This is a genomic window from Pseudomonas sp. B14(2022) (assembly GCF_012030485.1).
Lineage (GTDB): Bacteria > Pseudomonadota > Gammaproteobacteria > Pseudomonadales > Pseudomonadaceae > Aquipseudomonas.
In genome coordinates, this window is sequence record NZ_JAAUVM010000006.1 from 140,279 (window position 1) to 165,631 (window position 25,353).

The following is a 25,353-nucleotide window of genomic DNA, read 5'->3' on the forward strand; positions in this document are numbered from 1 at the left end:
TTTCACAAACGCCAGAACAACTCATGCCGTCGTACGGCCTTGCGGAAAAACTCGTTCTCACCATAAGGCGACCGCGCCCGCCCCGCCAAGACCCGCTGCAGCCAGCGCCGCACACGGCGCTTGAACGGCGGGGCGGGTTGCAGGTCATGCATCATGCCCAGCGCCATGGCCTTGTCGCGTTGCTGTGCCGGCGACAGCGACAGGCTGCACGGCCACAGTTCCAGCGCGTCATCGAACAGCGGCGGCAAGGCAATACCGGCACCCGCGTCCCCCATGGGCCAGCGGTCGTTGTCATGCAGGTGGTTGGCGTAACCGAGCACGGTGGTCGGCTGCCACTCCAAACCCTGCAAGGCTTCGATCACCGCTTGCTGCGCGCAGATGTGGTCAGGATGGGGATCCAGGATCGGATGGGGCAAGACGATCACTTCAGGGCGTGCGGTCAGCAGTAACTGACGCAGATCAGCGAGCAGGTTCTGCCAGGTCGGCAGGCCATCGGCATCCGCCGGCAACGGGAAAGGATTGAATTGGCGGAACAGGCGGGTATCCGACAGGTCGGCCTCGCGCGAAGCGATCGGCTGATCAGGCGCAGCGCGCATCGCCGGCAGTTGCAGGCAGAAGTAACCCAGCTGTACGCAGTGCGCCTGTGGCACCCCGGCCCAAAGCGGCACGACAATGCTGTCCCAGGCACGCAGGCGCCCTTTGATTCGCGCGGCCTCGACCGGATCCAGGCCCATGTGCTGATAGTGCTCGGCTTCGATTTCACCGGCGGTGAGGGTCACGATCCACGGCTTGTCGGCCTGGCTGTAAAGGCCAAAGGCAGCCAGTTCGGCATCGTCGGCGTGAGGCGCGATAACCATGACCCGTTGCGCCGAATAATCCGGCGTGCCCCAGGCCCACAGCCGAGGAGCGCCCTGCAGGCTGCAAAAGCGCCCGCGTAAACGCAGCTCACCGGACATCAGGGCCGGTGCCCAGCCACTGAGGTTCAGATAACGGACACCGTTTACCCCACGCTCGAAAGCTTGCCGGTCCGTGTTGTCACCCGCCGAAATTTCAACCACAGGGTCGAGAAAACGTCCCAGCCAGCTGCCCTTGACCTTGATAGCCAACACCAGCGTCGCCTCGGCTTGCAGCGGCGAATCCACCCGCAGCCGGTTACCTTCGAAGCGAACCCCAGCCACCTCGGCGTCCGCCGAAAACCGGTATTGGTAGTCTTCGTTGGGCGCATAAAACAGATGGTCGGCAAACCATGCCTCATGGGCGACCCAGGCCAGCACACCGAGCACCAACGGCAGCCACCAGGCCGCCCAGAGGCCAATCACCACCAGCAACAGCAGGCCGATCAGCAAGCCGACCCGTTTATTGCGCCGATGGCGCTTGAGCAATTGCTGTTTGCGGCTCATACGGTCAGCACCGGCACAGGGTTGCACCAACGGTCCTTGTACTCGCGGTCGGCACGCCCAAAGGAAAAACGCAGCGGCTTGCCGACTTCACGCGCCTGTTCCCAGGCGCTCTGGGTATTGAGGAAGCTCAGGACGCTGCCCGGACTGAATGCACGGGTTTCAGGGTCGACACCACCGTTGACGTACTCCACGCTGATCCACTCCGGCGACTCGACCCGGTACACCAACTGGATAGCGATGGGCGCGTCATTGAGGAAAATCACCGAGCCGATCAGCCAGTCGCGCAACAGCTCGATCACCTCGGCCATACGTTCGGCGCCCGTGGCGACAAAGCCCCAGCGACGCAGGAACAGGTCGCAGTAGATCGCCGCCAGCTCCTCGCTGGAAAACTCGCTCACCGGCCGCACCACACCACCGGCTTCTTCGAGCAAGCGCAGTTCGCGACGCTGGTTGTAGCGGAACTTCTTCGACAGTTCTTCCGGTGTGCGGGCCATGGCCAATTGTTCGGCCTGGGGCTTGAGGCCGCTGAAACGGCCTTCATTCAGGGCCGACAAGTAGCGTGCGCGGTGCCGCAAGGGCGCCTGGGCTGCAGGCGCGGCCGGCAGGATCAACTCGGCGTTACCCAGGTCGAACAGGCCTTTTTTGCCGCGCTGCTTGAGCACGTCCTTGGACAAGGCCAGGTCGCGCCCCCAGGTCGCGATGCACGCCTGAAGCTCGCCACCCTGCTCCCAGGCCAGGTAACGCACCGGGATGTCGGCCAGCCCGGCCAAACGTTCGATCACTTGCGGATGGGTCGCGACACTGCCGCCAAAACGCTGCCAGGCATCGCTGTAGACCGGCGCGTCGACGACGGACCAGCCACGCTCACGCCAGCCTTGGAATCGATTGAGCATCAAGCCCCCGCAGTCAGTTCAATAACGTGCGGCAATTGCCAGAAGGTATCGCGTACCGCCTGGTCCGAGAAACGCTCGCGCAGGCGCTCCAGCATCATCTCGGCGCACTGCCGTTGCTGGTGTTGATCCATCGCTGCCAGGTGCCGCAGCCCCTGGGCGAGGTGTTCGGCATCGCCGAAGGGAAACAGGATACCCACGCCTTCGACCACTTCCTTCGCGCCGCCACAGGCCGTGGCCAGCAGCGGGACGCCGGCCGCCATGGCTTCCAGCAGCACCATGCCAAAGGGTTCGTGGTCGGAGCTTAGGGCAAACACATCGAATGCACGGAAATACCGGCGCGCCTCCGGCACCTGGCCGAGGAACAACACCTTGTCGGCAATACCCAGCTCGTGTGCGAGAGCCTTGAGGTCCTGCTCCAGGCGCCCGCTGCCGAGGATCGCCAGGCGGCTTTCAGCCGGCAGGTGCGGCAGCGCCAGGGCAAAGCCCTTGAGCAGCGTGGCCTGGTCCTTGTCCGGGTGCAGGCGGCCGACATTGCCGACCACCCACTCGTCCGGCGACAACCCCAGCGCATCGCGCGCCTCATGCGCAGGCACCTGGGTGGCCTGCAAAGCGTCAACGTCGATGCGGTTATACAAGGTCTGGATACGTGCCGCAGGCCAGGTCGGCAAGCAGTGGCGCATGTCATCACGCACCGCGTCGGAAACACCCAGCAGGCTCAAGCGTTTGCGGAAAATCCCGGCAAACAGCTTGCGGCTGCGGCGCTGGTAATCACCAAAGGCGTGATGTACGCCAATCACCGGCAGCCGCGTGCCGAGCAAGGCAATGTAGATCGGCTTGAAACGGTGCGCGATACAAAAACTGAAGTTGCGCGACGCGGCGATCTTGCGCAGTTCACGGATGGCACCCAGCTTCAGGCCACGAATGGCCTTGGAGCTGAATTCCATGAACAACACCTCATCGGACGCACAACCGGCGGCCACTTGCGGGTCGGCGACCCCGGTGAGAAACACCGTGGTCACCTTGTAGCCGGAGTCTGCGAACAAGCTGGCGTACTGCCGCGCGCAGTCCAGGAACGGCCCGTCATAGCCATGGCAGAACTGCAGGACGTGGCGTTCAGCCGAGCGCGTCATAAGGGTCCACGCCGTCTTTGACGACCAGGATGTCTTCCATGATCAGGTATTGCAGGTCGGAGCCGAAGAACATGTTCAGCGCGTCGGTCGGCGAGCAGATCATCGCTTCGCCACGACGGTTGAGCGAGGTGTTCAGGGACACGCCATTGCCGGTCAGTACTTCCAGCTCTTTCATCATGTCGTAGTAGCGCGGGTTGTATTCGCGCTTGAGCACCTGGGCGCGGGAGGTGCCATCTTCATGGACCACTTCCGGCACGCGGGTCTTCCACTCTTCCGACACTTCAAAGGTGAAGGTCATGAACGGCGCAGGGTGGTCGACCTTGATCATCTGCGGCGCCACGGTGTCGAGCATCGACGGGCAGAAAGGCCTCCAGCGCTCGCGGAACTTGATCTGGTGGTTAATGCGGTCTGCCACGCCGGTTGCACTTGGGCAACCGATGATCGAACGACCGCCCAGGGCGCGCGGGCCAAACTCCATGCGCCCCTGGAACCAGGCCACCGGGTTGCCGTCGACCATGATCTTGGCGATGCGCGCAGGCATGTTCTCGATCTTGCGCCAGTTCGGCTTGCTCTCGTGCCTGGCGCACGCGGCGATTACGTCTTCGTTGCTGTAGGACGGGCCGAGGTAGACGTGTTCCATCTTCTCCACCGGTACACCACGGGCGTGGGACACGTAGGCGGCGGCACCGACGGCGGTGCCGGCATCGCCGGACGCCGGCTGCACGAACAGCTCCTTCACGTCGTCACGGGCAATGATCTTCTGGTTCAGCTTGACGTTCAGCGCGCAGCCGCCGGCGAAGGCCAGCTTGCCGGTGTCCTTGAGGATGTCGCCCAGGTAATGGTCGATCATCTGCAAGGCCAGCTTTTCAAACAACGCCTGCATGCTGGCGGCGTAGTGGATGTACGGCTCGTCGGCGATGTCGCCTTCGCGCTTGGGCCCCAGCCATTCGATCAGTTTCGGCGAGAAGTAGAAGCCCTTGCCCTTCTCTTTATAACGGCGCAGGCCGATGACGTTGGCGTAGTCGGTGTTGATCACCAACTCACCGTTTTCAAACGAAGCCAGACGCGAGAAATCGTATTTGCTGGCATCGCCGTAAGGCGCCATACCCATGACCTTGAACTCGCCGTCGAGCATCTCGAAACCGAGGAACTCAGTGATCGCGCCGTACAGGCCGCCGAGGGAGTCCGGATCGTAGAATTCCTTGATCTTGTGGATCTTGCCGTTCTCGCCGTAGCCGAAGAACGTGGTGGCGTACTCACCCTTGCCGTCGATCCCGAGGATCGCGGTCTTCTCCTGGAAGCCGGAGCAGTGGTAGGCGCTGGACGCGTGGGCCAGGTGGTGTTCAACCGGTTCAATCTTGATTTTCTTCGGATCGAAGCCCAGTTGCTCCAGGCACCAGACGATCTTGTTGCGATAGCGCTTGTAACGACGGTTGCCCATCAGGATCGCGTCGAGTGCGCGGTCCGGGGCGTACCAGTAACGCTTGGCGTAGTGCCAGCGCGCCTCGCCGAACAGGCTGATCGGGGCGAACGGGATCGCCACCACATCAACGTCGGAAGGCTTGATGCCGGCCTGTTCCAGGCAGAACTTCGCCGACTCGTAGGGCATGCGGTTCTTTGCATGTTTGTCGCGTACGAAGCGCTCTTCTTCGGCGGCCGCGATCAGCTTGCCGTCGATATACAAGGCTGCGGAAGGATCATGGCTAAGGGCGCCGGACAGGCCAAGAATCGTCAATGCCACAGGGGTCTAGCCTCTTTTAGTCTGCATGCAGGCGGGTTGCGCCTGAAAAAAGTGTGCTTCCCGCCTGGGCAGGAAACAGCTAAAGGGCGGGATTATAGCTCAAAAGCAGTGGAAAGCTGTTAGCGGCGAGCGGCAAGAGTCGCCTGCCATCGCCGTTCGCAAAGGCCGATCACGCTGACGCGCCCCGCCTGCGCCCAGTGCGACCGTGCTGATCGGTCGCACTGCCGGATTCCTGAATGATAAAAATCCTCCAAGCCACTAAACTCGCGCCCTTTTGCGCGTTTACACCCTAAGCGCTACGGATTCCGGCTGACTCATGACCCCCCTCGCCCGCTGCAACCTGCTGCTGCCCGGCCTGCTCGCCCTGTGCGGCGTCGTCCAGGCTGATGATACCGCCCTGATTCTCGACCCCAGCGTCGTTACCGGCTCGCGCAGCGCCAGCCCGACCTTCGACCTGCCGTACTCGGTGGACGGCATCAGCCGCGAGCAGATCAGCGACGGCCAATTGGGCATCAACGCCTCCGAAGCCCTGTCCCGCGTGCCAGGCCTGGTGGTGCAGAACCGCCAGAACTATGCCCAGGACCTGCAGATTTCCTCCCGCGGCTTCGGCGCCCGTTCGGCCTTCGGTGTGCGCGGCATCAAGCTGATCGCCGACGGCATTCCCGCCAGCACCCCGGACGGCCAGGGCCAGGCCGCCACGTTCAACCTCGACACCGCCGAGCGCATCGAAGTGCTACGCGGCCCGGCCGCCACCCTGTATGGCAGCAATGCCGGCGGCGTGATCCAGATGTTTTCCCGCGATGGCGAAGGCCCGCCGCGCATCGGCGCCGAAACCCTGGTGGGCAGCGACGGCCTGAACAAAAACCACCTGAACGCCGAAGGCGCGGCGAATGGCGCAGGCTTTGTACTCGACGCCTCGCGCATGGACACCAACGGCTACCGCGACCACAGCAGCGCCCGTCGCGACCAGACCTTCGCCAAGCTCAATGTCCAACCGGATGACGACAGCAAGCTCGCGCTGATCTACAGCAGCCTGGAGCAGAATGGCACCCAGGATCCATTGGGACAGACCTGGGACGCCTACAAGGCCGACCCGCGCTCGGTAAGCACCAATGCGCTGACGTACAACACGCGCAAAAGTATCGATCATCAGCAATTGGGCATGAATTATGAGCGGTACTTCGGTGATGCGACGCTGCAGGTGAACGGGTATACCGGGCGCCGGAGTGTGATTCAGTATCTGTCGATCCCGGACAAGTTCGGCAGTGGAGCCGCCAATCCGGCTAACGCTCGCGGCGGTGTGGTGGCTTTCGACCGCAAGTTTTATGGCGGCTCCCTCCATTGGCTGCAACCCATCACCAGCGCACCCGGCGAGCTGACCCTGATCACCGGCCTCGACTACGACCGCAGCCAGGATGATCGCCAAGGTTATTCCAACACCGTCAATGGGGTGCATGGTGTCAAAGGGGCCTTGGGCCGCGATGAAATCGATACCGCCACCAGCCTCGACCCGTTCGTGCAAGCCAACTGGCTGCTGGGTGACTGGACCCTGCAAGCGGGCCTGCGCCACAGCACCATGGAAATGGACGTAGACGATCACTTCCTCAGCGACGGCAACGACGGCGGCAGCAAGACCTACCAGAAGAACACGCCGTCGGTCAGCGTCATGTACGCCTTCACGCCTGACTTGCACGGTTATGTAAGCGCGGGCAGGGGCTTCGAAACCCCAACTCAGGCCGAGTCCGCATATTCCAGCACGGCGAACGGCTTCAACTTTGCGCTCAAGCCATCGGTCAGCAAACAGTATGAAGTTGGCCTGAAAGCTCGCATTGGCCAGGACACCCGCGTGAATGCGGCCCTCTTTCAGATCACCACCGAGGACGAACTGGTAGTGCAGCAATCCAGCGGAGGGCGCACCACCTACCAAAACGCCGGCCGCACCCTGCGCCGGGGTTTCGAACTGGGTATCGAAAGCCAACTCGCCGAACACTGGAGCACCAACCTCGCCTACACCCGCCTGCAAGCCACCTACGACAGCGACTTCATCGGCGGCGCAAAACCCGTCGACAAAGGCAACTACCTTCCCGGCGTACCCCAAACCACGCTGTTCGCCGAGCTGAACTGGAAACCCCGGGACTGGGTCAGCACCGCTGTCGAGGGCATGTACCGCAGTAAGGTCTACGTCGAAGACACCAACAGCCAACACGCCGCGCCGGGCTACAGCGTGTTCAACTGGCGCGCACGGTTCGAGCAGAAGGTCGAACACTGGACCTTCCACCAGACCCTGCGCCTGGATAACCTGCTGGACCGCCAGTACGTCGGCTCGGTGATCGTCGGCGACGGCAACGGCCGCTACTACGAGGCGGCACCTGGACGCTCGTGGTATGCCGGGGCGGGTGCCGAGTATCAATTCTGAACGCCCCACACATTAAATGTGGAAGGCCCCCGCTACCTCTTCGACATAGCGCTGTCGCGGAGCAAACCGGAACCCCTGTGGCAAGCCCGCTCGCCACAGGAATTCGGTCGCCTGAAATTGTTTATGCAATAAGGGGAGCTTGCTCATGCCCCCCCAAGCGTCGGATGGAGTCCAGCTTTCGGGGTGCAACACTAGACGCGCTCCAGCATCCGCCGGCTGGCAAAACTGAAGCTCAGCACGATAAAGATCAGCACCCCGGTCGCCACCTGCTGCCAGTAGAAATTCCAGCCGATCAGCAGCAGCCCGTTGGCGATCACGTTGATAAACAACACGCCCAGCAGGGTCCCGGGAATATTCGCCCGGCCCTGTCTGCTCAAGGTGGTACCGATAAACACCGCACCAATCGCATTGAGCAAAAACGCGTTACCGGACAGCGGCACATAGGCGCTGACTGTCGAACCGAGCAACACGCCCGCTACCCCACAGGCCAGGGCGGTAGCCAGGGCCACGACGGTGACGATACGCCGCACCGACAACCCCGAGTAATACGCCAGCAGCGGCTGGGTGCCCTGGGCCAGCAACTCGCGACCCAGGCGTCCGCGCGCCAGTGCCAGGCCGTAGAACAGCGCCAGCCCCACTACGATCAGCAGCGGTGTCAGCCCCGTCAGCTCAGGCTTCAAGCCTTGGACGATATAGATCGGCTGGCCGCCGTCCGAGAGCAATTGCTGGGCGCTGGTGCCGATAAACAGAGTCCCAAGCGTGGCCAGAAACGGACTGATCCGCAGCCCGGCAATCAAGCCCGCATTGACCAGCCCCACCAGCAGCGCCGCCGCCAGCGCGCCCGTTACGGCCACCGCCCAGCCATGCCCGGCGTTGAGCAGCACGACAAAACTGAAACTGGCAAAGTCCAGCGCCGTGCCCACCGACAGGTCGATGCCACCGGCCGCCACCGCGTAGGTCATGCCGATGGCAACAATCGCCAGCAGCACGAAGTTGTTCAGCACCAGGCTTTGCAGGTTGCCTGCACTGAGGAAGCCCGGCGCTTGCAGCGCAAACACCACGACAATCAGCGTGAATACCAGTGGCAATGTCAGCGGCAATAAGGCCCGTGCGTTCATGCCGTCGCCCCTCGGTTCAATGCACTGGACGCCGCGACGACCAGCAAGATCAACACGCCCTGCACACCATTGACCCAAAAGCTGGAGACGTTAAGCAATTGAAAGCCATTGATCAGAAAACCGATCAACAACGCCGCCAGTAAAGTCCCCGGAATACTCGCCACCAGCCGCCGGGAAAACACCACGCCGAGAAAGGCGATCGCCACCACCGACAGCAGCATGTCGCCAGAACCGGTAGTGCTGCCGCTGAAAAACGCCGCCGAACACAGCGCAGCCACGGCGGCGCACAGGCCGGACAGTAAATAGCTCGACAGCACGTAGGCGGACACGCCAATACCCGCCGCTTCGGCCGCCTGGGGATATTCGCCCACCGCATGCAGGCGCAGCCCGTAGGCCGAATGCTGGATCAGCAATGTCAGCGCCCCCGCTGTCAGCAACAACACCCAGGCCAGGGCCGGTACGCCCAACCAGGCGCCGCCACTGAGCAGGTCCAGTAACGGCGAATCCGTGGAGACCACCGTGTTCTCCGTCAACACCAACTCCAGCCCGGCCAACACATTCATGCTGGCCAGGGTCGCCAGCAACGGCGGCAAACGCAGCACCACCACGGCCATTCCATTGAGCAAGCCGACCGCCAGGCCGCAGCCCAGGGTCAGCAGCAACGTCAACCCGAGATCCAGGCCGGCATTATTGAGGCGGCTGAACACCGCCGCGCACAACCCCAGGTTGGCCGCCAGCGACAGGTCCAGTCCTCCGGACACCACGTTAGAACCGCCGCCGATAATCACACAGGTGAGCCCGAAGGCCAGCACACCGAGGATCGCCGACTGGCTGAACACATTGGCCAGATTACCCACCGACAGAAAGTTCGGCGCAGCCACGGCAAACCCCAGCAGGATCGCCACAAACACGCCCACCGAACCACGGCGCAGCACCAGCACCCACAACCGCTGCGATAACCCAGGAGCCGCCGCGTCAAGCATGTTCCACCTCGCGAACGTTTGAAGCCGCAGCAGCCACGGCTCCCGTCGCACAGGCCAGCAACTGATCGCTGTCCGCTTCCCCCGCACGGAATTCAGCGGCGATCTCCCCCCGATGCAACACCAGGATGCGATCACTGATCCCCAACAACTCCGGCAAATCCGAAGACAACACCAGCACCGCCGCCCCCTCTTCCACCAAGCGCCCGATCAAGCGATAGATCTCCACCTTGGCGCCCACATCCACCCCCACGCAGGGTTCATCCAGCAGGTACACCGCCGAGCGGCGGCTCAGCCATTTTCCCAGGGCGACCTTCTGCTGGTTGCCGCCACTGAGCTGGCTGACGGCCGCTTGGGGCCCAGGCGCCTTGATTGCCAATTCGTCGATCAGCCGCAGGCTTTCCGCCTGCTCCTTGCGGCGGCTTAACAACCCCCAGCGGCTGAACCGCCCGAGCCCCGCCAGCGTGAGGTTTTCCAGCACCGAAAGCACTGGCGAAACTCCCTGGCTGCGCCGCTCTTCGGGCACCAGCGCAATACCCGCGGCAATCGCCTGGCCCGGCGAACGCAGGCGCAGTAGACGCCCGTCCAGATGCACACTGCCGCTGTCGGCGCGCTCGACACCGAAGAGCGTCTTGAACAATTCCTTGGCTCCCGAGCCGACCAACCCGGTCAGGCCAACGATTTCTCCGCGCCGCACGTCCAGATCGATCTGCCGATAGCGCCGCGCCAGGCTCAACCCGCGCACCTGCAACAACGGCGCCCCCAGCGCAACCTTGGCCTTGGGGTACATCTCCTGCACTTCGCGATTGACCATCAGCCGCGCAATCTCGGCGCTGGACGTATGCCGGGGCTGCACCACCGCCACGTCCCGACCATTGCGCAGCACCGTGACTTCATCGCACAGGCTGTCGATTTCCTGCAGGTAATGGGAGATGTACAGGATGGATAAACCCAGGTCGCGCAGGCGCTTGACGATGCGCAGCAACTGGTCGACTTCGCGCTTGACCAGCGCCACGCTGGGTTCGTCGAACACCAGAATCTTGGGCTGGCGAATCAACGCACGGGTGATTTGCAGCACCTGGCGCTCGGCACTGCTCAGCTCACTCACCAGCGCGCCGGCGGGCAATTGCAGATCAAAATATTCCGCCAGCAAGCGCTCGGCTTCACGCTGCTGCCGGCGTCGATCCACAAACGGCCCGCGCCGCAACTCATGCCCGAAAAACAGCGCTTCGCCCACGGTAAAACTCGCCGGCAATAGGCGCTCCTGATGGATGAACTGCACGCCCAGCGCATCCACCTGACGCGGTGAAAGCGCGGCGTACGACTGGCCACCGATACTCACCTGCCCCGCGTCCGCCTTGTGGATGCCGGCCAGGATCTTGATCAAGGTCGACTTGCCCGCACCGTTCTCCCCGACCAGGCCGTGGATGCTGCCGCGTTCGACTTTAAGGCTCGCATCATCCAGCGCCAGGGTGGCGCCAAAGCGTTTATGCAGGTGTTGCAGGTGCAATGCCGGCATCAGTCACCCCGCAGTTGCTGAACCTGCGCCAGGTTGGCGGCGGTGGTCAGCAGCGTGGCGACATGGGTTTCCTTGGGCAGGTCACGTTGCCCGGCCAGGTAACGCGCCACGTTCTGCACAGCGGTCTTGCCGATCAACGCCGGTTGCTGCGCCACCACCGCCCCCACCGGCGAATTCGCCTGGCCGAGCAGCGCCAGCACTTCCGGCGTACCGTCGACGCCGTAAGTCTTGATCTCGGTGCGCTTTGCATCGATCAGCGCCTTGCTCGCGCCCAGTTGCGGAATATCCCACGCCGACCAGATCGCCGAGACGCTGCCCGCCGGGTATTTGTTGAGCAGCGCCGACACTTGGGAATAGGCGTCCTGCACGGTGTTGGGGATCACGTCGCGAAGCTCCGGCTGGATGATTTCCAGCTGGGGGTAATCCTTGAGCGCCAGCTTCAACTGGTCATAACGGATCGCACACACCGGCACGCCGTAGAAGCCGTTGAACACCAGGATCTTGCCTTTGCCGCCAGCGTCCTTGATCAATTGATCGGCCAAGGCCTTGCCGGTGGCGACGTTGTCGGAGGTGGTGTTGTTGAGGCTGTATTGGGACGGTGCATCGATGGTGAACAACGGGATGCCGGCCTTGCTGATGCGCTTGAGCCAGGGGTCGATCACGCTGAGGGTGCCGAGGGTCTGGATCACGGCGTCGGGTTTCTGGGTGACCACCGTTTGCAGTTGGGTCACCAGGTTCTTGTCATTACGCCCGGCATCGAGGGTGATCGGCGTGCCGCCCAGGCGCTTGATCTCATCGACCTGGGCCTGGAACGCCTTGATATCGAAATAGTGACTGGTGCCGGTCATGCTCACTGCAATGCGCTTGCCGGCCAGGGACGGCACCGCATCATCGCCCTCGGCGGCCTGGACACTGACGACATGGCCCAGCAACAGCACGGCGCCAAGGCAGATCAAACGGGAAAACGAGGAAAGGCTGGAAGGCATACAGGGCTCCGCTGCGACCGGTGAAAGGGTTCACCAGGAGGCATTGCAGAGCCCGTGCCAGGATTTTTATTGCATCAAATCAAGGGCATAACGTTTGCGGGTTAAGGCGGGCTGTCGTTATGAGCCAACAACTGTCCGATAACTGTTGCTCAGGCAACAGTTCTTGATCGTTCACCCTGCGTGGGAACGATCAGGTCGGTTGCTTCGGCAAACGCTGATCAATCATCTGATACAACGCACTACTCTCAGGCCAATTTCGCATAAACCGCACACGGTCCCTGGCATACGCCGGGGCGAAGCTGGCGGCAGAGCTGTGTTGGCACATCGCGTCGAGGTCGATCAGCGACCAGCGATCCTTATCCCAGAACAGGTTATGGCCCTTGAAGTCGCCATGGCTGATGCGCTCGCGAATCAGCTCGGCGAACAAATGGTCCAGCGCCAGCAGTTCATCTTCCGGCGCGTCACCGTGTTCGATATAGGGCGCGAAACGCTCGATGATGTCCGGGCCCGGCAGGTATTCGGTGACCAGGTAAGCGCGGCTGCGCAGCCAGAAAAAACGCTTTTCCAGTACGGCCAGCGGCTTGGGCGTGGCGATGCCGAGGAAGGCCAGGCGATTGCCTTCGCGCCAGGAATGCCAGGCGCGGCTCGGGCGCCAGAAGCGCTTGAGCCAATGGGCGAAGCCCTTGATGTTATAGCGCTTGATCACCAGCGGCCGGCCGGCCACTTCGACCTTGGCCACACTGGCCGCACCACCGGTCTTGTACAGGTGGCCCTGATCCAGCAGCGCATCCGCCTGCGCCAGCACCGGCAGCATCGCGGACTCTTCTTCGCGACGAATCGCGCGCAAGGCAAAGGCGCCACGCACCACGCTGAACAGCGTGCAGTCGCGGCCCACCTTGTTCAAGAAGTCCTTCAGGCGCCAGGCGCTGACCTTGCGCACCTGCTTTTCCAGGGCTTCGAGGGGCAAGGCGTGCTCGCCGTTGCCCAGCAGGTAGTACACCAGTAATTCTTCGGTAAACGGCTCGAGGTTTTTCGGCAATTGGGCGAAAAATACCCCGAGGTTTTCCAGCACGCGGTTACGCGACAGTGACTTGCCGGCCTCTTCGACGCGAATACCGGCGCCATCGATCAGGTACAGCTTGCCGTCCTGACGCAGCAGGTTGTCCAGGTGCAGGTCTTCCTGCCACAGGCCCTTGGCATGCATCTGCCCGATCGCACCCAGCGCCTCGGCCAGCACGGCGGTTTGCTCGTCGGCCAGGGGCGGCAGCGCTTCGACTGCCTGCCAGGCATCAGCCAGGCTCTCGGCACCTTCGATAAACTCGAACAGCAGCCAGCCGCCCTCGCCTTCCTGCAAGCCATCGGCGAGCAATAGCGGGGTGGTCAGGCCTTGCTCGGCCAGCAGGCGAACGCCGCTGAGTTCACGCTGGAAATGCCGCGCGGCCTTGCTGCCCACCAATAATTTGGCCAGCACCGGACGCCCGCGCCATACCGCCGCGCCCACGTAGCGCTCGCCCGGCAACACCCGCAACAGGCTCAGCAGCTGCAGTTGGCCAGGGCCGGCGGCATCCGCCAGGTCGATAGTGAGGGGCAGGCTCGGCGTGCGGCCGGCGTGTTTCAACTCGGACAGACGCATCAGCGGTTCTCCTTGTGGCTACGCCGCTTCGTCAGGCGTTGCAGCCAGGCGGTGACGAGTGCGCTGCCCTCGGGCTGATCGAGGTAAGCCGCCAGCAGCTGACGCACCTGTGCGTCCGACCACTGCGGCGCACGGCGCAACAACGGTTCCAGGTCCTTGACCCGGTCCCGCCAGCCGAACAGCAGCGGGCGGGTTTTCTCCAGGTCGATCAACTGCGCGGCGTAGCCGTCACCAGTGGCCTGCAGGAAAATATGCTTGGGGTAAAAACAGCCATGCACCTGGCCGACGCTGTGCAACCGGCGCGCCAACAGGCCGCAGGCCAGAAGGATTGCGCGGTGCTGGGCGTCGCTCAGTTGCGCCCATTGTTCCAGCAACGAATCCAGGTCATTCCAGCCGTCCAGGGCACGGGTCAGCAGCATCGCGCGGTGTTCACCGGCGACTTTGCGCTCGCCGTAGAACGCCGCCTGCAGCGCCGGGATCCCGAGCTTGCGGTAACGGCTGATGTTGCGGAACTCGCGGGAAAAACTCGGCTCGCCCAAGGGCCGGTGCAAGCTGCGCGTGAGGTAGTTGCTCTGGCGCTTGAGGTAATAACCGTGGCCGTCGAGCTCCAGGCGAAACACGCTGCTCCAGCCGCCACGGCTGGTGTTCGGCTCGTCCACCGCGTCCAGTTGCTTGGCCCACAGGGCGTCGAAGGTCGCAAGGCCGTGGCGCTCCAGCAGGGCGCGATCTTCAGCCGCCAGGAAATCACTCATTCACGTCCCTCGAAAAACTTCACTACGTGGCGAATCCGCCGTTTGTCCGACTCACTCAGGTGCCGACACTGACGGTACTGCATGTAGAAGCGCAGGCGCTGGGTGGCCGACAAGTGATACTTGGCCACCTTGTCCAGGCAGGCCAGGTCCTTGGTAATGCGGTACTTGAGCCAGAAACCGCGCCAGAAATCGCCGTTGGGGCAATCGATCAGGTACAGGGTGGCCTGGTCGTCGATCAGCAGGTTGCGCCACTTCAAGTCGTTATGGGTAAAGCGATGATCGTGCATGGTGCGCGTGTATTCGGCGAGCTGGCGGCTGACCGCGCTGACCCACCTGGGATCGCGCAGGCGCGCATCCTTACGTTCGGCCAGGACCGAGAGGTCTTCTGTCCTCGGCAACTCGCGCGTGATCATCGCGCCACGATCATAGGCCAGGCCGCTGCGTTCCAGGCCCCAGGCGACCACGTCGGCAGTGGGAATGCCCCACTTGGCGAAGCGCTTGAGGTTCTGCCATTCGGACTTGACCCGCGGCTTGCCCAGGTAACGCCGCAGGCCCTTGCCGGCGCCCGTGTAGCGCTTGACGTAGTAATTGACCCCGTCACGCTCCACCCGGATTACTTCCGACAGTGGGTCGCGGGTCAGCCGCTCGCCTTGCAGGGCAAACACCGCTTCGAGACTTCCAAAATCATCCGCCAGGGCGGCGTAGGCAGGTTCCAGGTTCCAACCCGCCATCAGATCGCATCCCCGTAACGTTGCTTGCGGGCGTACAACTTGTCGGCCTTGCGTTGCATCAGGCTCAGGGACGCCGATTGCTCGGCCAGGATCTGACGCAGCGGTTGGCGGAAATAGCCCTTGAGGAAGCGCAGTTTATCGCGCCGGGTCAGGCCGATTTCCAGCGCCGAGTAGTACAGCGCGGCGAGGTCCTTGTCGCGCCAACGCATTGGCAGATGGGCGCGCATCTGCGCCCGGTGCAGGTCGATCACCGAGAGCTTGATGTTGCGTGCGTCGATCGGCTTGGACGTGTCCAACAGGAAGTGGCACAGGTAGCAATCGCGGTGATTCACGCCGCCCCGGTGCATGTCGCCGACCATGCGCGCCAGTTCGGCCGTGAGCGCATGGCGCAGTGCAGGTGTGGGCGGTTCGGCGACCCAGTTGACGGTGAGGTCTTCAAGGCTGACGGTCGGCGCCAATTCTTCAGTGATGATGAACGAGTGCTGGTCCGCCGGGTTGCTGCCTTTTTCGCCGAAGGCCACGCCGGTCATGGTCGGTACGCCGATCTCCTGCAAGCGGTGAATGGCATCCCATTCCAGGCCGGCGCCGAGCACCGGCAGCTTGGCGGTGATCAGGTTCTTGAAGATTTCCGCCCACCCGATGCCACGGTGGATTTTCACGAAATACGGGCGGCCATCCACCTCGGTGCGCAGCGTGCGACGCGCCGCCAGTTCACGGAATACCTGGCCTTGCAGTTTCTCGACTTCGGCAAAGGCGTCACGCCCGGCCCATAACGTCTTGAACGGTTCGGCAAGAATCAACTTCATCGTTTTGGCTCCGCCAGAATCACATCCGCAGCGTGCTGCGGCATGCTGTAGAGGTCGGCCGTCTCGGCGAAGGCCAACCCATTGCGGCCCCAGGCCGCGCGCTGTGCAGAATCGGTCAACATCTGCGCCAGGTACTGGTTCAACTGAGCCTGTTCAAACGGCTCGTCCAGCACCATGCCGCTGTCGGCTTCGGCGATGTAATGGGCATAACCACACACGGCCGAGACCAGCACCGGCAACCCGGCCACCAGGGCTTCGAGCAATACGGTGCCGGTGTTTTCGTTGTACGCCGGGTGGATCAACAGGTCGGCGCCCAGCAAGAAACGCGGAATATCGCTGCGACCCTTGAGGAACTGCACGTTATCGCCCAGCCCAAGGGTGGCGCTTTGCAGTTGGAATACCTTGGGGTCGTCCTGGCCGATTACAAACAGGCGCGTGCGTTTTTTCAGCTCGGTCGGCAACGCGGCGACGGCCTTGAGGCTGCGGTCGACGCCCTTGGTCTTGAAGCCGGAACCGATTTGCACCAGCAGCAGGTCGTCATCGCCCAGGTTGAATTCCTTGCGGAAGCCTTCACGAATCTCGGCCGCATTCGGCGGCGCGCGGCGGTCCTGGGCAATGCCCGGTGGCAACAGGTGAAAGCGCTCCAGCGGCGTGTCGTAATGCTTGATGAACAGCGGCTGCTGCACTTCGGAAATCATCAAGACTTCGGTCTTGGCGTCCTTGGCAAACACCGCGCGCTCGTACTCGGCAAAATGGCGATAGCGGCCAAAACTGCGGTACAGCGAATGGCGCAGGTTTTGCGCCTTGTCTTCAAAGCAGCCGTCGGCGGCGTAGTACACGTCGAGGCCGGGCATCTTGTTGAAGCCGATCAGACGGTCCACCGGGCGCTTGGCCAGGTCGGCCGCCATCCAGGCGCTGAGCTTCTCGTTGCGCCGATGGTTGAAGAACGCCTTGACCGGCGCCACCAGCACTTCGAAACCCGGCGGAATGTCACCTTCCCAGATCAGCGTGTAGACACGAATCTGATGGCCGCGCTGCTGGCATTCCAGGGCGATGCGCATGAAGTCGCGCTGCAGGCCGCCGAAGGGGAAATATTTGTACAGAACAAAAGCCAGTTGCATCAGTGCAGCTCCTCAGCCAGTAACAACGTGCTCAGCCGGGTTGCCACACGCTCAGGGTTCAGGCGCGTGAAACACAGGGGCGACTCGCGCTTGATGTCGAACCGACGCAGGTCGTCGGCTGTCGGTTGATAGGTACATTGTTTTTGCAGGCACGGCGCACACGGAAAGTCGCTGGCCAGGTGAATCTGGCCCTTGCCGTAGGCGCCGGTCAGGCCGGGGTTGGTGGGGCCGAACAGGGAAATGGTCGGCACATCCAGTGCCGCCGCCAGATGCCCCAATCCGGTGTCCACCGCCACACAGGCGCGGGCGCCAGCCAATACACGGGCCACACCGGCCAGGTTCAGCTTGGGCAGCACTTCGGCGTTGTTCAGGCCTTGGGCCAAGCGCTCAGCCCGGGCCTTTTCGGCGGCGTTGCCCCAGGGCAACTTCACGTCCACGCCCAGGCGGCCCATGCGTTCAGCCAACTCGCGCCAATAGGCTTCGGGCCAATGCTTGGTGTCCCAGGTGGTGCCGTGCAGCAGCAGGACGAAGGGCTTTTTCGGCGGCAGGCCGAGGAGTTTTTCGGTGCTGAGGCCGTAGTCACCCAAGCCTTTGGGCAAGTCATAGCCGAGGGCCACGGCGAACAGTTGACGCAAACGCTCCACCGCATGCTGCCCACGGGCCACGGCCAGGCGCCGCGAATAGAAGCGCGCCGCAATCGGCTCACGGGCCGAGTGCTGGTCGAATCCGGCCACCGGAGCACGCACGTAGCGGGTCAGCCAGGCACTTTTGAACAGGCCCTGGGCATCGATCACCAGGTCGTATTTGGTCGACTGGACTTGCTGCTTGAAGCGCCGCCACTCGCCGCTCTTGAAGGTTTGCCAGAGGTTCTTGCGCCAGCGGCGGATCGCCACCGGGATCACCTTGTCGACGGCCGGGTGCCAGGTGGGGATTTCGGCGAAGCCTTCTTCCACCACCCAGTCGAAGCGAATGCCAGGGATCGCCCGCGCCGCGTCGGTCAGTGCCGGCAAGGCATGGATCACGTCGCCCAGGGATGAGGTCTTGATTACCAGTACCCGCAACTCAGTGAACCTCGACCACGTCGCCCTGCAACCGTTGCAAGGCATCGGTTACCGGCTGCGGCAGCAATTGGCGCATGCAGTTGTAATGGCCGAAACGGCAGGTGCGATCAAAACAAGGGCTGCAATCCAGCCCCAGGCGCACCACTTCGACCTGGTCGGCCAACGGCGGGGTGAAGCCCGGCGAGGTGGAACCGTACACCGCCACCAACGGGCGATTCAGCGCAGCGGCGACGTGCATCAGGCCGGAGTCGTTGGACACCACCGAATCGGCGCAGGACAGCAGGTCGATGGCCTCGGCCAGGGACGTGTCGCCACTGAGGTTCACCGCTTCTTCGCGCAGGCCGGGGATCAGGCGCTGGCGAATGTCCTCACCTACCGGGTGATCCTTCTTCGAACCAAACAACCACACCTGCCAGCCTTCACGGATCTTGGTCTCGGCAACCTTGGCGTAGTGCTCCGACGGCCAACGCTTGGACTCGCCAAACTCGGCGCCGGGGCACAGGGCCAACACCGGGCGATCAAGGGCCAGGCCGAATTTGGCGAGTGCCGCATCGCGGGTCACCGGGTCGATCTGCAGGCTGGGGCGCGGGTATGGCTTGGGCAACTCGGCACCCGGCGCATAGGCCAGGGCCATGAAACGTTCGATCATCAGCGGGTAGCGCGCCTTGTCCAGCGTGCGCACGTCGTTGAGCAAGACGTAGCGAAACTCGCCGCGCCAGCCGGTGCGCTTGGGAATGCCGGCAAAATACGGCACCAGCGCCGACTTCAGCGAGTTGGGCAACAGGATCGCCTGGTCGTACTGGCCCGCCAGGGATTTACCGATGCGACGGCGGGTCGCCAGTTCCAGGGCACCGTGGCCGAGCGGAAAGCTCAAGGCCTTGCGCACTTCGGGCATGCGCTCGAGGATCGGCCGGCTCCACTCAGGAGCGAGCACGTCGATCTGGCAGTCTGGGTAGCGCACGCGCAGGCTCTGGAACAGTGTCTGCGCCATCACCATGTCACCGACCCAACTGGGCCCAACGATCAGAATATTCATGTAGTTTCCACAAACGATGCGGGGAGGCTTATGCCTCCCCGCCCTAATAGTGTTTCAACTCAACCCCAGCGCCTGCCAGATTCGCATCACCTGGCGCCGTTCGTCAGCGAACTGATCACCGGGCACCGTACCGGCCTCGTTTTGCAAGGCCTGGCGATGCGCGGCGGAACGGTAGGCCTTATACACCTCGCGCAGCAGATGGGCATCGGCGGCGGGCATCAACCCCACCTGCTCCAGGCCTTCCAGAATGCGGATATTGTCGGTATAGCGCAGCAACGATGGATGTTGCGCAGACCACGCCAAAGCCGCGTATTGCACCATAAATTCAATATCGACGATACCTCCGGCGTCCTGCTTGAGGTCGAACAGCGCCGTGGCGTCGAAGGCATTGGCGCCGGTGCCGGCCGCCGTGGCCTTGGTACCCAGGTTGTCACGCATCTTGGCGCGCATCTCGCTGACCTCCTGGCGCAACTTCGCCAAGTCGCGCTCACGCCCCAACACTTTAGCCCGTACCTGCTCGAATGCGTGGCCCACATCCTGGCTGCCCACCAGCACCCGCGCGCGGATCAGGGCCTGATGTTCCCAGGTCCATGCTTCACTTTGTTGATAGCGGTCAAACGCCCCGAGGGAACTGACCAATAACCCGGATGCGCCGGAAGGTCGCAGGCGCATGTCCACTTCATACAACTGGCCGGAGTTGGTCTGGGTGGTCAGCAGGTGAATGATCCGCTGGCCCAGGCGCGTGAAGAACTGCGCGCCGTCGATCGGCTTGGCACCGTCGGTCTCGGCCTGCGGATCGCCATCGTGGATAAACACCAGATCCAGATCAGAACCATGCCCCAATTCGATGCCGCCGACTTTCCCATAACCGACAATGATGAACCCAGGATCGCACAGGGTACCGTCCAACCGCTGCGGCGAACCGTGCCGGGCGACCGTCTGGCGCCAGGCCAGGGCCAGCACTTGTTCGAGGATGGCTTCGGCGAGCCAGGTCAGGTAGTCGCTGACTTTCATCAACGGCAGGCTGCCGGCGATTTCCGAAGCGGCCACGCGCAGGCGGTGGGCCAGTTTGAAGTGCCGCAGGGCTTCCATCTGCTGCTCCAGGTCATCCTCGGGGATGCGCGTGAGGCGTTCGCGCAACTCGGCGGCGAGTTCCGGCGCCAGCGGTGGCTTGAACAGGCGGCCTTCGTTGAGCAATTCATCCAGCAGCAGCGGGAAGCGCGTGATCTGCTCGGCGATCCACGGGCTGGCGGCGCACAGGGTCAGCAGGCGGCGCAGGGCGTCGGGATTCTCCGTCAGCAGCACCAGATAGGCCGAACGGCGGGCGACAGCTTCCACCAACGGCAGTACGCGCTCCAGCACCAGGTCCGGGTTGGCGTGCTCGACGGCCTGGGCCAGCAGGCGTGGGATAAACGCATCCAGGCGTTCGCGCCCCAAGCGTTGCATGGCGCGCAGTTGCGGGCTGTTGCGCAGACTGGCCAGGGCTTTAAGGGCTTTGGTGGCGTCAGTGAAGCCGCCTTCAGCCAATTGGCGGCAGGCGGCCTCTTCGTCCTGGGACTCTTCCCACAGCGGCAACCATTCCCCACCTACGACCAACTCGCTTTCCGCACCTTCTTCCTCATCGGGATCCGCAATCACCTGGCGGAAGTGCCAGTCCACGCGGCCACGCCAGTACATCAGGCGCTCATGGAACGCCGTCCAGTCGGCAAAGCCGAGCATAAAGGCAATGCGCGCCTGGTCTTCAGGGCTGTCCGGCAGCATTTGGGTCTGGCGGTCGGCAATCGCCTGGATCGCATGTTCGGTGTAACGCAGGAATTCATAGCCATTGCGCAACTCGGCGATCACCGCCGGCGGCAGGTAACCCTGGCCTTCCAGGGTGCCGAGCACCTTGAGCAGCGGCCGTTGCTGCAGGCTAAGGTCGCGGCCGCCGTGGATCAGCTGGAATGCCTGGGCGATAAATTCCACTTCGCGGATGCCGCCCGAGCCCAGCTTGATATTGTCGGCCATGCCTTTGCGCCGGACTTCCTGCTGGATCAGCTGCTTCATGGTGCGCAGCGCTTCGATGGCGGAAAAGTCCAGGTAGCGGCGGTACACGAACGGTCGCAGCATATCGAGCAACTGCGCACCGGCAACCTGGTCACCGGCGACCACGCGCGCCTTGATCATGGCGTAGCGTTCCCAGTCGCGGCCCTGGTCCTGGTAGTACTGTTCCAGCGCATTGAAGCTGAGCACCAGGGCACCGGCCGAACCGTAGGGGCGCAGGCGCATGTCGACACGGAACACAAAGCCGTCGACGGTCATCGGGTCGAGGGCCTTGATCAATTTTTGACCAAGGCGAATAAAGAATTCCTGGTTATCCAGGGAGCGCTTCACGCCCACTGTTTCGCCGCCCTCGGGGTAGGCGAAGATCAGGTCGATATCCGACGACAGGTTCAGCTCTACCGCACCGAGCTTGCCCATGCCGAGGATGACCATGTGCTGCGGCTCGCCGCTGCGCCGCCCGGTCGGCGTGCCGAACTGTACGCAGTGGCGCTGGTACAGCCATTGATAGGCCTGGTCGATACTGGCGTCGGCCATGTCGGAGAGGTCGCGACAGGTGTGCACCAGGTCGGCCTGGCGGGTCAGGTCGCGCCAGATGATGCGCACTTGCTGGCGCGTACGCTGGCGACGCAGTACACGGCCCAGCTCATCTTCTGTTTCGACCTGTTGCACGGCCCCGGCAATCTGCCCGCACAGCTCACCCGGCGCAAAGCCGCGGTCCAGCTCGCCCCAGGCAGCCAACTCGAGCAACATCAAAGGGTCACGAACACTCTGTTCAATGACGAAATCACTGGCGGCGCACACCCGGGCGAAGTCGGCCCACCGTTGCGGCGTCCACGCAGAAAGGCCATGATCGGCGTCCAGCGCGGCCACGGCGTCACGAAATGACTGCTCGGCCCGCTGGGCTTTTGGCAACAGAATGGCCGGCAGTTCGGTCAGCGTTGGAAGGCTCATGGTCTATCCTTGGTCGGCGCGTAAATGGCTTGCTGCTGTGAAGGCGAGCACCGCGCTTGATGAAGGACTGTCGAACAAAGGTGATAAATAGCTGAAAATATGTAATTTTTGGCAGGCAACATTAAACTTCTACCTTTTCTTGTTCGCAAAAGATCAACAATAACGATTATGCTCACCAGCTAGACCGAGCAATCCGCTCAGTCTTGTGTAGTTTTACTACTCGTATATACATTCGAAAGGCTGAAATGGCCGACGATTTGTAGTAAAACTACAGGACGCCGAAGCAACCTTCGGCCATCCAAGAATTTATGTCGTCTGCCCACAAGGCCAGTCGCAAACTTCAGGCAACCGATTCTGGTAGCCTTTCCGCCCTGGAGCAAGCCATGCAAGACCTCGATCCCGTCGAAACCCAGGAATGGCTGGACGCCCTGGAATCGGTTCTCGACAAAGAAGGCGAAGACCGTGCTCACTACCTGATGACCCGTATGGGCGAACTCGCGACCCGCAGCGGCTCGCAACTGCCCTACGCCATCACCACGCCATACCGCAACACCATCCCCGTTACCCACGAAGCACGCATGCCTGGCGACCTGTTCATGGAACGCCGCATTCGCTCGCTGGTACGTTGGAACGCCATGGCGATGGTAATGCGCACGAACTTGAAAGATTCTGACCTGGGCGGTCACATCTCCAGCTTCGCTTCCAGCGCAACCCTGTATGACATCGGCTTCAACTACTTCTTCCAGGCCCCGACCGAAGAACACGGCGGCGACCTGATCTACTTCCAGGGCCACACCTCGCCAGGCGTCTACGCCCGTGCGTTCATGGAAGGTCGCATCAGCGAAGAGCAAATGAACAACTTCCGCCAGGAAGTCGACGGTCAGGGCCTGTCGTCCTACCCGCACCCTTGGCTGATGCCTGATTTCTGGCAGTTCCCGACTGTATCCATGGGCCTGGGCCCGATTCAGGCGATCTACCAGGCACGTTTCATGAAGTACCTGGAAGCCCGTGGCTTCATCCCGGAAGGCAAGCAGAAAGTCTGGTGCTTCCTGGGCGACGGCGAGTGCGACGAGCCGGAATCCCTGGGTGCCATCTCCCTGGCCGGCCGCGAGAAGCTGGACAACCTGATCTTCGTCATCAACTGCAACCTGCAGCGCCTCGACGGCCCGGTTCGCGGCAACGGCAAGATCATCCAGGAACTCGAAGGCGTGTTCCGCGGTGCCCAGTGGAACGTGACCAAGGTCATCTGGGGCCGTTTCTGGGACCCACTGCTGGCCAAGGACGTCGACGGCATCCTGCAACGTCGCATGGACGAAGTCATCGACGGCGAGTACCAGAACTACAAGGCCAAAGACGGCGCGTTCGTGCGTGAACACTTCTTCAACACGCCTGAACTCAAGGCCATGGTTGCCGACCTGTCCGACGACGAGATCTGGAAACTCAACCGTGGCGGCCACGACCCGTACAAGGTCTATGCGGCGTACCACGAAGCGGTCAACCACAAAGAACAACCGACTGTCATCCTGGCCAAGACCATCAAGGGTTATGGCACCGGTGCCGGCGAAGCGAAGAACACCGCGCACAACACCAAGAAAGTCGATGTCGACAGCCTGAAGCTGTTCCGCGACCGCTTCGACATCCCGGTCAAGGACGAAGAGCTGGAGAACCTGCCGTTCTTCAAGCCGGAGCCGAACAGCGCCGAAGCCCGCTACCTGAGCGAACGTCGTACCGCACTGGGCGGTTTCGTGCCACAGCGCCGCGCCAAGAGCTTCAACGTCCCGACACCACCGCTGGATACCCTCAAGGCGATCCTGGACGGCTCGGGCGACCGTGAAATCTCCACCACTATGGCCTTCGTGCGGATCCTCGCGCAGCTGGTCAAGGACAAGGAAATCGGTTCGCGTATCGTGCCGATCATCCCGGACGAAGCCCGTACCTTCGGTATGGAAGGCATGTTCCGTCAGTTGGGCATCTACTCCTCCGTCGGCCAGCTCTACGAGCCAGTCGATAAAGACCAGGTGATGTTCTACAAGGAAGACAAGAAGGGCCAGATCCTCGAAGAAGGCATCAACGAAGCGGGCGCCATGAGCTCCTTCATCGCTGCCGGTACTTCGTACTCCAGCCACAACCAGCCGATGCTGCCGTTCTACATCTTCTACTCGATGTTTGGTTTCCAGCGTATCGGCGACCTGGCTTGGGCAGCAGGCGACAGCCGTACCCGTGGTTTCCTGATCGGCGGTACCGCCGGCCGTACCACACTGAACGGCGAAGGCCTGCAACACGAAGACGGTCACAGCCACATCCTGGCTGCCACCATCCCGAACTGCCGCACCTTTGATCCAACCTACGGCTATGAGCTGGCGGTGATCATCCAGGACGGCATGAAGAAGATGACCGAAGAGCAGCAGGACGTTTTCTACTACATCACCGTGATGAACGAGTCCTACCAGCAGCCCGCCATGCCGGCCGGTGTTGAGGAAGGCATCATCAAGGGCATGTACCTGCTCGAAGAAGACACCAAGGAAGCGGCGCACCACGTGCAGCTGATGGGCTCCGGCACCATCCTGCGTGAAGTCCGTGAAGCGGCGAAGATCCTGCGTGACGAGTTCAACGTCGGCGCCGATGTGTGGAGCGTTACCAGCTTCAACGAACTGCGTCGCGATGGCCTGGCCGTAGAGCGCAACAACCGCCTGCACCCGGGTCAGAAGCCTGCGCAGAGCTATGTCGAAGAGTGCCTGGCCGGCCGTAAAGGCCCGGTCATTGCCTCTACCGACTACATGAAACTGTTTGCTGAACAAATTCGCCAGTGGGTCCCGTCCAAGGAATTCAAAGTCCTGGGCACCGACGGTTTCGGCCGCAGTGACAGCCGCAAGAAGCTGCGTCACTTCTTCGAAGTCGACCGTCACTTCGTGGTGTTGGCAGCCCTGGAAGCCTTGGCTGACCGTGGTGAGATCGAACCCAAGGTGGTAGCGGACGCTATCGTCAAGTTCGGGATCAACCCGGAAAAACGCAACCCACTGGACTGCTGAGGAGACT

General features: G+C 62.5%; 18 protein-coding genes. 2 read left to right on the forward strand and 16 right to left on the reverse strand.

What is annotated here, in order from left to right; translation table 11 throughout:
• Positions 1-2 precede the first annotated feature (2 nt).
• From HCF10_RS11760 to HCF10_RS11775, 4 genes are read right to left on the reverse strand one after another with little or no spacing between them, the layout of a single operon-like run.
• On the reverse strand, positions 3-1,400 hold the full coding sequence (locus HCF10_RS11760) for a PIG-L deacetylase family protein (RefSeq protein ID WP_167655561.1): 1,398 nt from the start codon (positions 1,398-1,400) through the stop codon (positions 3-5).
• Complete coding sequence (locus tag HCF10_RS11765; protein WP_167655562.1) at positions 1,397-2,293, reverse strand: GNAT family N-acetyltransferase; 897 nt, start codon at positions 2,291-2,293, stop codon at positions 1,397-1,399. Before HCF10_RS11765 ends, HCF10_RS11760 begins: the two co-directional genes overlap by 4 nt.
• Complete coding sequence (locus tag HCF10_RS11770; protein WP_131696807.1) at positions 2,293-3,423, reverse strand: glycosyltransferase; 1,131 nt, start codon at positions 3,421-3,423, stop codon at positions 2,293-2,295. Before HCF10_RS11770 ends, HCF10_RS11765 begins: the two co-directional genes overlap by 1 nt.
• A complete protein-coding gene (locus HCF10_RS11775; protein WP_131696808.1) occupies positions 3,407-5,164 on the reverse strand; it encodes a carbamoyltransferase family protein in 1,758 nt (585 codons plus the stop codon). Before HCF10_RS11775 ends, HCF10_RS11770 begins: the two co-directional genes overlap by 17 nt.
• A gap of 316 nt (positions 5,165-5,480) precedes the next feature.
• Between HCF10_RS11775 and HCF10_RS11780 the strand changes: the two genes are divergently transcribed.
• Positions 5,481-7,580 carry a TonB-dependent receptor family protein gene (locus HCF10_RS11780; RefSeq protein WP_167655563.1) on the forward strand — a complete coding sequence of 700 codons (2,100 nt, stop codon included), beginning with the start codon at positions 5,481-5,483 and terminating at the stop codon, positions 7,578-7,580.
• A 191-nt stretch (positions 7,581-7,771) separates the two neighbouring features.
• On the opposite strand, the gene HCF10_RS11785 is transcribed toward HCF10_RS11780, so the two are convergent.
• The 12 genes from HCF10_RS11785 to glnE all read right to left on the reverse strand — a co-directional run bounded on the left by HCF10_RS11785 (position 7,772) and on the right by glnE (position 22,317).
• Positions 7,772-8,698, reverse strand: a complete 927-nt coding sequence (locus HCF10_RS11785) for an ABC transporter permease (RefSeq protein ID WP_167655564.1) — start codon at positions 8,696-8,698, stop codon at positions 7,772-7,774.
• Positions 8,695-9,681, reverse strand: a complete 987-nt coding sequence (locus tag HCF10_RS11790) for an ABC transporter permease (RefSeq protein WP_145335974.1) — start codon at positions 9,679-9,681, stop codon at positions 8,695-8,697. The genes HCF10_RS11785 and HCF10_RS11790 overlap by 4 nt, the downstream gene beginning before the upstream one ends.
• On the reverse strand, positions 9,674-11,197 hold the full coding sequence (locus HCF10_RS11795; protein ID WP_167655565.1) for a sugar ABC transporter ATP-binding protein: 1,524 nt from the start codon (positions 11,195-11,197) through the stop codon (positions 9,674-9,676). Before HCF10_RS11795 ends, HCF10_RS11790 begins: the two co-directional genes overlap by 8 nt.
• A complete protein-coding gene (locus tag HCF10_RS11800) occupies positions 11,197-12,183 on the reverse strand; it encodes a sugar ABC transporter substrate-binding protein (protein WP_131696813.1) in 987 nt (328 codons plus the stop codon). Before HCF10_RS11800 ends, HCF10_RS11795 begins: the two co-directional genes overlap by 1 nt.
• 190 nt (positions 12,184-12,373) lie before the next feature.
• On the reverse strand, positions 12,374-13,816 hold the full coding sequence (locus HCF10_RS11805; protein ID WP_167655566.1) for a lipopolysaccharide kinase InaA family protein: 1,443 nt from the start codon (positions 13,814-13,816) through the stop codon (positions 12,374-12,376).
• Positions 13,816-14,568, reverse strand: a complete 753-nt coding sequence (locus HCF10_RS11810; RefSeq protein WP_131696815.1) for a lipopolysaccharide kinase InaA family protein — start codon at positions 14,566-14,568, stop codon at positions 13,816-13,818. The genes HCF10_RS11805 and HCF10_RS11810 overlap by 1 nt, the downstream gene beginning before the upstream one ends.
• Positions 14,565-15,299, reverse strand: a complete 735-nt coding sequence (locus tag HCF10_RS11815) for a lipopolysaccharide kinase InaA family protein (RefSeq protein ID WP_167655567.1) — start codon at positions 15,297-15,299, stop codon at positions 14,565-14,567. Before HCF10_RS11815 ends, HCF10_RS11810 begins: the two co-directional genes overlap by 4 nt.
• Positions 15,299-16,105 carry a lipopolysaccharide core heptose(I) kinase RfaP gene (gene rfaP / locus HCF10_RS11820; RefSeq protein ID WP_167655568.1) on the reverse strand — a complete coding sequence of 269 codons (807 nt, stop codon included), beginning with the start codon at positions 16,103-16,105 and terminating at the stop codon, positions 15,299-15,301. The genes HCF10_RS11815 and rfaP overlap by 1 nt, the downstream gene beginning before the upstream one ends.
• On the reverse strand, positions 16,102-17,226 hold the full coding sequence (locus HCF10_RS11825; protein WP_167655569.1) for a glycosyltransferase family 4 protein: 1,125 nt from the start codon (positions 17,224-17,226) through the stop codon (positions 16,102-16,104). Before HCF10_RS11825 ends, rfaP begins: the two co-directional genes overlap by 4 nt.
• Positions 17,226-18,287, reverse strand: coding sequence for a lipopolysaccharide heptosyltransferase I (gene waaC, locus HCF10_RS11830; RefSeq protein ID WP_131696819.1), 1,062 nt, complete (start codon positions 18,285-18,287; stop codon positions 17,226-17,228). The genes HCF10_RS11825 and waaC overlap by 1 nt, the downstream gene beginning before the upstream one ends.
• A 1-nt stretch (position 18,288) precedes the next feature.
• On the reverse strand, positions 18,289-19,323 hold the full coding sequence (waaF, locus tag HCF10_RS11835) for a lipopolysaccharide heptosyltransferase II (RefSeq protein WP_167655570.1): 1,035 nt from the start codon (positions 19,321-19,323) through the stop codon (positions 18,289-18,291).
• 54 nt (positions 19,324-19,377) lie between these two features.
• Positions 19,378-22,317, reverse strand: coding sequence for a bifunctional [glutamate--ammonia ligase]-adenylyl-L-tyrosine phosphorylase/[glutamate--ammonia-ligase] adenylyltransferase (glnE, locus tag HCF10_RS11840; protein WP_167655571.1), 2,940 nt, complete (start codon positions 22,315-22,317; stop codon positions 19,378-19,380).
• Positions 22,318-22,700: 383 nt separating this feature from the next.
• On the opposite strand from glnE, the gene aceE reads away from it, so the two are divergent.
• On the forward strand, positions 22,701-25,346 hold the full coding sequence (aceE, locus tag HCF10_RS11845) for a pyruvate dehydrogenase (acetyl-transferring), homodimeric type (protein WP_131696822.1): 2,646 nt from the start codon (positions 22,701-22,703) through the stop codon (positions 25,344-25,346).
• Positions 25,347-25,353: the final 7 nt, after the last annotated feature.